Genomic DNA, 4413 nt, shown 5'->3' with positions numbered 1-4413 from the left:
GGCTTCATCCCCATCTTCGCGGGGCCGGCCTCCACCACGGGCCGCACGCTCCTGACGGCCTGCATCGTGCTCGCCGTGATGATCCTGCCGATCATGACCGCCATCTGCCGGGAGATCTTCCTGCAGACCCCCCGCCTGCACGAGGAGGCGGCCTTGGCGCTCGGCGCCACGCGCTGGGAGATGATTCGCATGACGGTCTTCCCCTATGCACGCTCCGGGATCGTGTCAGCCGCCATGCTCGGCCTCGGCCGGGCGCTTGGCGAGACGATGGCCGTGGCCATGGTGCTCTCGGCCACCGCGGGCGTGGTGACCGCCAACCTGATCGGCAGCACCAACCCGAGCACCATCGCGTCCAACATCGCGCTCAGCTTCGCCGAGTCCAGCGGCAAGTCAGTCAACGCGCTGATCGCCACCGGCCTGGTGCTGTTCATCATCACCTTCGTCGTCAATTTCGCAGCGCGCTCGATCGTCGACCGCCGAAAAGAATTCTCCGGAGCCAACTGATGTCCCAGACCAGGACGAAGATCGCAGCAGCCCCGGCCGAGGTCGGCCTTGCTCTGCGGGGCGAGCAGCTGCCCCTGTGGGGTCCGCGGCTCGTCGTGACCCTGGCCGTGCTGGCCGGTGTCGGCGTGGGGCTCACCAGTGGCAGCGCCGTGCGCGGCGCGCTGGCCGCGTGGGCCCTCACCTTCGCCATCCCGGCGTGGTCCGCGGCTGTCGAGGGCACCCGCAAGGCCACCGACCGCCTCGTCACCCTGCTCGTCGGCTCGGCCTTTGCCGTCGCCATGGTGCCGCTGGTCAGCATCTTGTTCACGGTGCTCAGCAACGGGCTCAGCGTGCTCGGCATCGAGTTCTTCACCTTCTCGATGCGCAACGTGGTGGGAGAGGGTGGCGGCGTCTACCACGCCATGGCTGGCACCTTGCTGATCACCGGCGCCGCCACCCTCATCTCCGTGCCGATCGGCCTGTTCGCAGCCATCTACCTGGTCGAGTACGCCGACAACAACCGACTGTCGCGCTGGGTGCGCTTCCTGGTCGACGTCATGACCGGCATCCCCTCGATCGTGGCGGGCCTGTTCGCCTACGCGCTGTTCGTTCTCTTCTTCGGCGAGGGTGTGCGGCTCGGCATCGGCGGATCGGTCGCGCTGTCCGTGCTGATGATCCCGATCGTGGTGCGATCCAGCGAGGAGATGCTCAAGCTGGTGCCCAACGAGCTGCGCGAGGCCTCGCTGGCGCTGGGCGTCCCCAAGTGGCGGACGGTGGCGAAGGTCGTGCTTCCGACCGCCTTGGCTGGCATCGTGACTGGAGTGACCCTCTCGATCGCACGCGTCATCGGGGAGACTGCGCCGCTGCTGATCATCGCCGGCGCGACCGACTCGTCCAACTTCAATCTGTTCGGCGGGCGCATGGCGACGCTGCCGGTGTTCGCCTACTCCTCGCAGCGCAACCCCGGCGTCCCCCCGGAGTTCAGCATCGATCGCGCGTGGGGCGCAGCGCTTGTGCTGCTGCTCATCGTCATGCTGCTGAACCTCGTGGCCCGTCTCGTTTCGTACTACTTCTCCCCCAAGAGTGAGCGCTGACGTGGCGCTCGGATCAAGGATCTAGATCATGGCCAAGAGCATCGATGTCTCGGACCTCGACATCTACTACGGCGACTTCCTCGCCGTGGAGGGTGTGACCATTCCGATTGCTGCGCGGTCCGTCACCGCCTTCATCGGCCCGTCCGGCTGCGGCAAGTCAACCTTCCTGCGATCGCTGAACCGCATGCACGAAGTCATTCGCGGAGCCCGCGTCGAGGGCAAGGTCCTCATCGACGGTGCGGACCTCTACGGTCCCGACATGGACCCGGTCAACGTACGTCGCATGATCGGCATGGTCTTCCAGCGCCCCAATCCGTTCCCCACGATGTCGATCTATGACAACGTGCTGGCCGGTCAGAAGCTCAACAGCAAGCGCATGAAGAAGGCTGACTCCGACGACATCGTCGAGCGGTCCCTGCGCAGCGCCGGGCTGTGGGGAGAGGTCAAGGATCGCCTCGACCGCCCCGGCTCGAGCTTGTCGGGTGGGCAGCAGCAGCGTCTGTGCATCGCTCGCGCCATCTCGGTGGAGCCCCAGGTGCTGTTGATGGACGAGCCGTGCTCAGCCCTGGACCCGATCTCCACGAGCGTCATCGAGGATCTGATCCACGAGCTCAAGGAGGAGTACACGATCGTGATCGTGACTCACAACATGCAGCAGGCCGCCCGCGTCTCGGACGAGACCGCATTCTTCAATCTCTCAGGCGTGGGGCAGCCGGGTCGGCTGGTCGAGGTCGGCCGCACCCAGCAGATCTTCTCCAACCCGTCCGAACCCGCCACCGAGGCCTACATCCAGGGACGGTTTGGCTGAGCCAGCGGAGCGTGAGCGGTGAAGCGCGCAGCGCCGGTTCGCGAGGCCCGGTGAGCTGACCGGCTTGCGTGAGCCCGCCTCGGTCGCTCGTTCCTCGCTCCCTCACGCTCCTCGCTGGCGAGCGGGTATCAGGGCAGGAACAGCCGGGCGATGAAGTAGGTCACGGCTGCCACACTGGCCGCTGCCGGGATGGTGATGATCCACGCCAGGACGATGCCTTGGGCGACGCCCCAGCGCACGGCGCTGAATCGCTTGGTCGCTCCGGCGCCCATGATGGCCGAGGTGATGGTGTGGGTCGTCGAGACCGGGGCCTCGAGGCCGATCGCCATGCCGTACAGCACGGTCGCTGCGGTGGACTCAGCTGCGAAGCCCTTGGGCGGATCCAGATCGATGATGCGACGGCCCAGGGTGCGCATGATGCGCCATCCGCCGGAGTAGGTGCCCAGTGCGATCGCTGTTCCAGCGGCCACGATGACCCACAGCGGAACGTCTGTGCCTTCGTTGTACCCGCCAGCGACCAGTGCCAGCACGATGACGCCCATCGTCTTCTGGGCGTCCTGCAAGCCGTGGCCGAGCGACATGGCAGCCGCTGACACGGTCTGCGCGTGGCGGAAGCCTCTGCCGACCCGGTGCGGATTGGCGCGGCGGAACACCCACATGATGCCGGTCATGATCGCGAACGCACCCAGGAAGCCCAGGAGCGGGCTCGCCACCATGGGGATCGCGACCTTCTCCACGAGCGTGGCCCACTCAACCGTGGTGGCCGAGGCCAGCCCCGCGCCGACGATGCCCCCGATCAAGGCGTGTGACGACGACGACGGGATACCGAAGTACCACGTCAGCATGTTCCACGTGATGGCACCAACCAGGGCAGCCAAGACGATCGTGAGCGCGTGCGCGGACCCCTCGCCGGGCGCGGTCTCGATGCTGATGATGCCCTGGATGGTCTTGGCGACACCGACGCCGAGCAGTGCGCCCACGAAGTTGAGGACGGCCGCCATCGCCAAGGCGATGCGCGGTGTGAGGGCCCGGGTCGAGATCGACGTTGCGATGGCGTTCGCCGCATCGTGAAAGCCGTTGGTGTAGTCGAAGATCAGCGCGATGACCACGACGGCGATGACCATCGCCAAGGTCTGGTCCACAGCCTAGGACTCCTTGACGGCGATTTGCTCGACCGTGTTCGCGACGGACTCGAGAGCGTCGATGGCGTGCTCGAGGGAGTCGGTGATGTCCTTGAGCTTCAGCACCTCGAGCGACTTGTAGCTCCCGCTGAACAGGTGCGCCACGATGCGCCGGTAGGTACGGTCGCCTTGGTTCTCCAGCCGGTTGATCTCGATCCAGTACTCATCGAGGTCCTTCATCGTCCGCAGCCGCGGCATCGATTCAGCAGTCAGCTGGGTGGCGCGTTGCAGCACCTCGACCTGCGGGGCGAAGTCGGCGGGCAGGTGACCCAATCCGTAGAGGTTGACCAGGTCGACGGTCTCCTCCATGAAGTCCATGACGTCGTCCAAGGCGCCAGCGAGCCGGTAGATGTCCTCACGATCGAACGGCGTGATGAAGGTGGAGTTGGCACGACGAACGATCTCGTGCGACATCTCGTCGGCTTCATGCTCTGCCGTCCGCATCTGATCGGCGAGGTCCTTCTCATCGGTCTGCGGATCGAGCAGCGATGCGAGGAGGTCCGCTCCGCTCACGAGCTGTGCAGCCATCTGCGAGAACAAATCGTAGAAGGTGGTTTCAATCGGTCGAATGCGAAAACGCACCACGTGCTCCCGTCACCGCTGGATAGGCCACGCCCATGCTAGGGCCTGATCGTTCCTGCATGTCAATCGGTGGACATGATTCGACGATCCGATTCTCAGTTGGGGGAGGCGACGCCGAGGATCTGGTCGACCTCGCACTGCGACAGGCGCCGCGGGCACGCGGACGCCGCGATCATCAGGCGGGTGGTCATCTCGATCTCGTCGAGCGCAGTGTCGTCCAGGATGGAGGCCTCGAAAGGTTCCAGCATGGGTGCTCCTGAGATGG

At 65.7% G+C, this 4413-nt stretch carries 5 protein-coding genes; 3 read left to right on the top strand and 2 right to left on the bottom strand.

Going from position 1 to position 4413, the window contains the following annotated elements; genetic code table 11:
* From WB508_RS11935 to pstB, 3 genes are all read left to right on the top strand, one after another.
* Window positions 1-504: PstC family ABC transporter permease (locus tag WB508_RS11935; protein WP_423845102.1), on the top strand; the 504-nt coding region annotated here is incomplete at its 5' end.
* Window positions 504-1577: a phosphate ABC transporter permease PstA gene (gene pstA, locus WB508_RS11930; protein ID WP_423845101.1), complete on the top strand. Its 1074-nt coding sequence runs from the start codon at window positions 504-506 to the stop codon at window positions 1575-1577. The genes WB508_RS11935 and pstA, both read left to right, overlap by 1 nt.
* A gap of 28 nt (window positions 1578-1605) precedes the next feature.
* Window positions 1606-2385 carry a phosphate ABC transporter ATP-binding protein PstB gene (pstB, locus tag WB508_RS11925; protein ID WP_423845100.1) on the top strand — a complete coding sequence of 260 codons (780 nt, stop codon included), beginning with the start codon at window positions 1606-1608 and terminating at the stop codon, window positions 2383-2385.
* Between the two features lie 128 nt (window positions 2386-2513).
* On the opposite strand, the gene WB508_RS11920 is transcribed toward pstB, so the two are convergent.
* Together WB508_RS11920 and WB508_RS11915 are read right to left on the bottom strand one after the other, a co-directional pair.
* Window positions 2514-3527, bottom strand: coding sequence for an anion permease (locus tag WB508_RS11920; protein WP_423845099.1), 1014 nt, complete (start codon window positions 3525-3527; stop codon window positions 2514-2516).
* 3 nt (window positions 3528-3530) lie between these two features.
* Window positions 3531-4148, bottom strand: a complete 618-nt coding sequence (locus WB508_RS11915) for a DUF47 domain-containing protein (RefSeq protein ID WP_423845103.1) — start codon at window positions 4146-4148, stop codon at window positions 3531-3533.
* Window positions 4149-4413 lie beyond the last annotated feature (265 nt).

This window comes from Aeromicrobium sp., assembly GCF_049586495.1.
Classification (GTDB): domain Bacteria; phylum Actinomycetota; class Actinomycetes; order Propionibacteriales; family Nocardioidaceae; genus Aeromicrobium.
This window is presented reverse-complemented; position numbering and strand designations above follow the sequence as displayed.

Bases quoted from the DNA above. Each gene is read 5' to 3' on its own strand.
- pstA (WP_423845101.1), top strand. From the start codon at position 504: ATGTCCCAGACCAGGACGAAGATCGCAGCAGCCCCGGCCGAGGTCGGC.
- pstB (WP_423845100.1), top strand. From the start codon at position 1,606: ATGGCCAAGAGCATCGATGTCTCGGACCTCGACATCTACTACGGCGAC.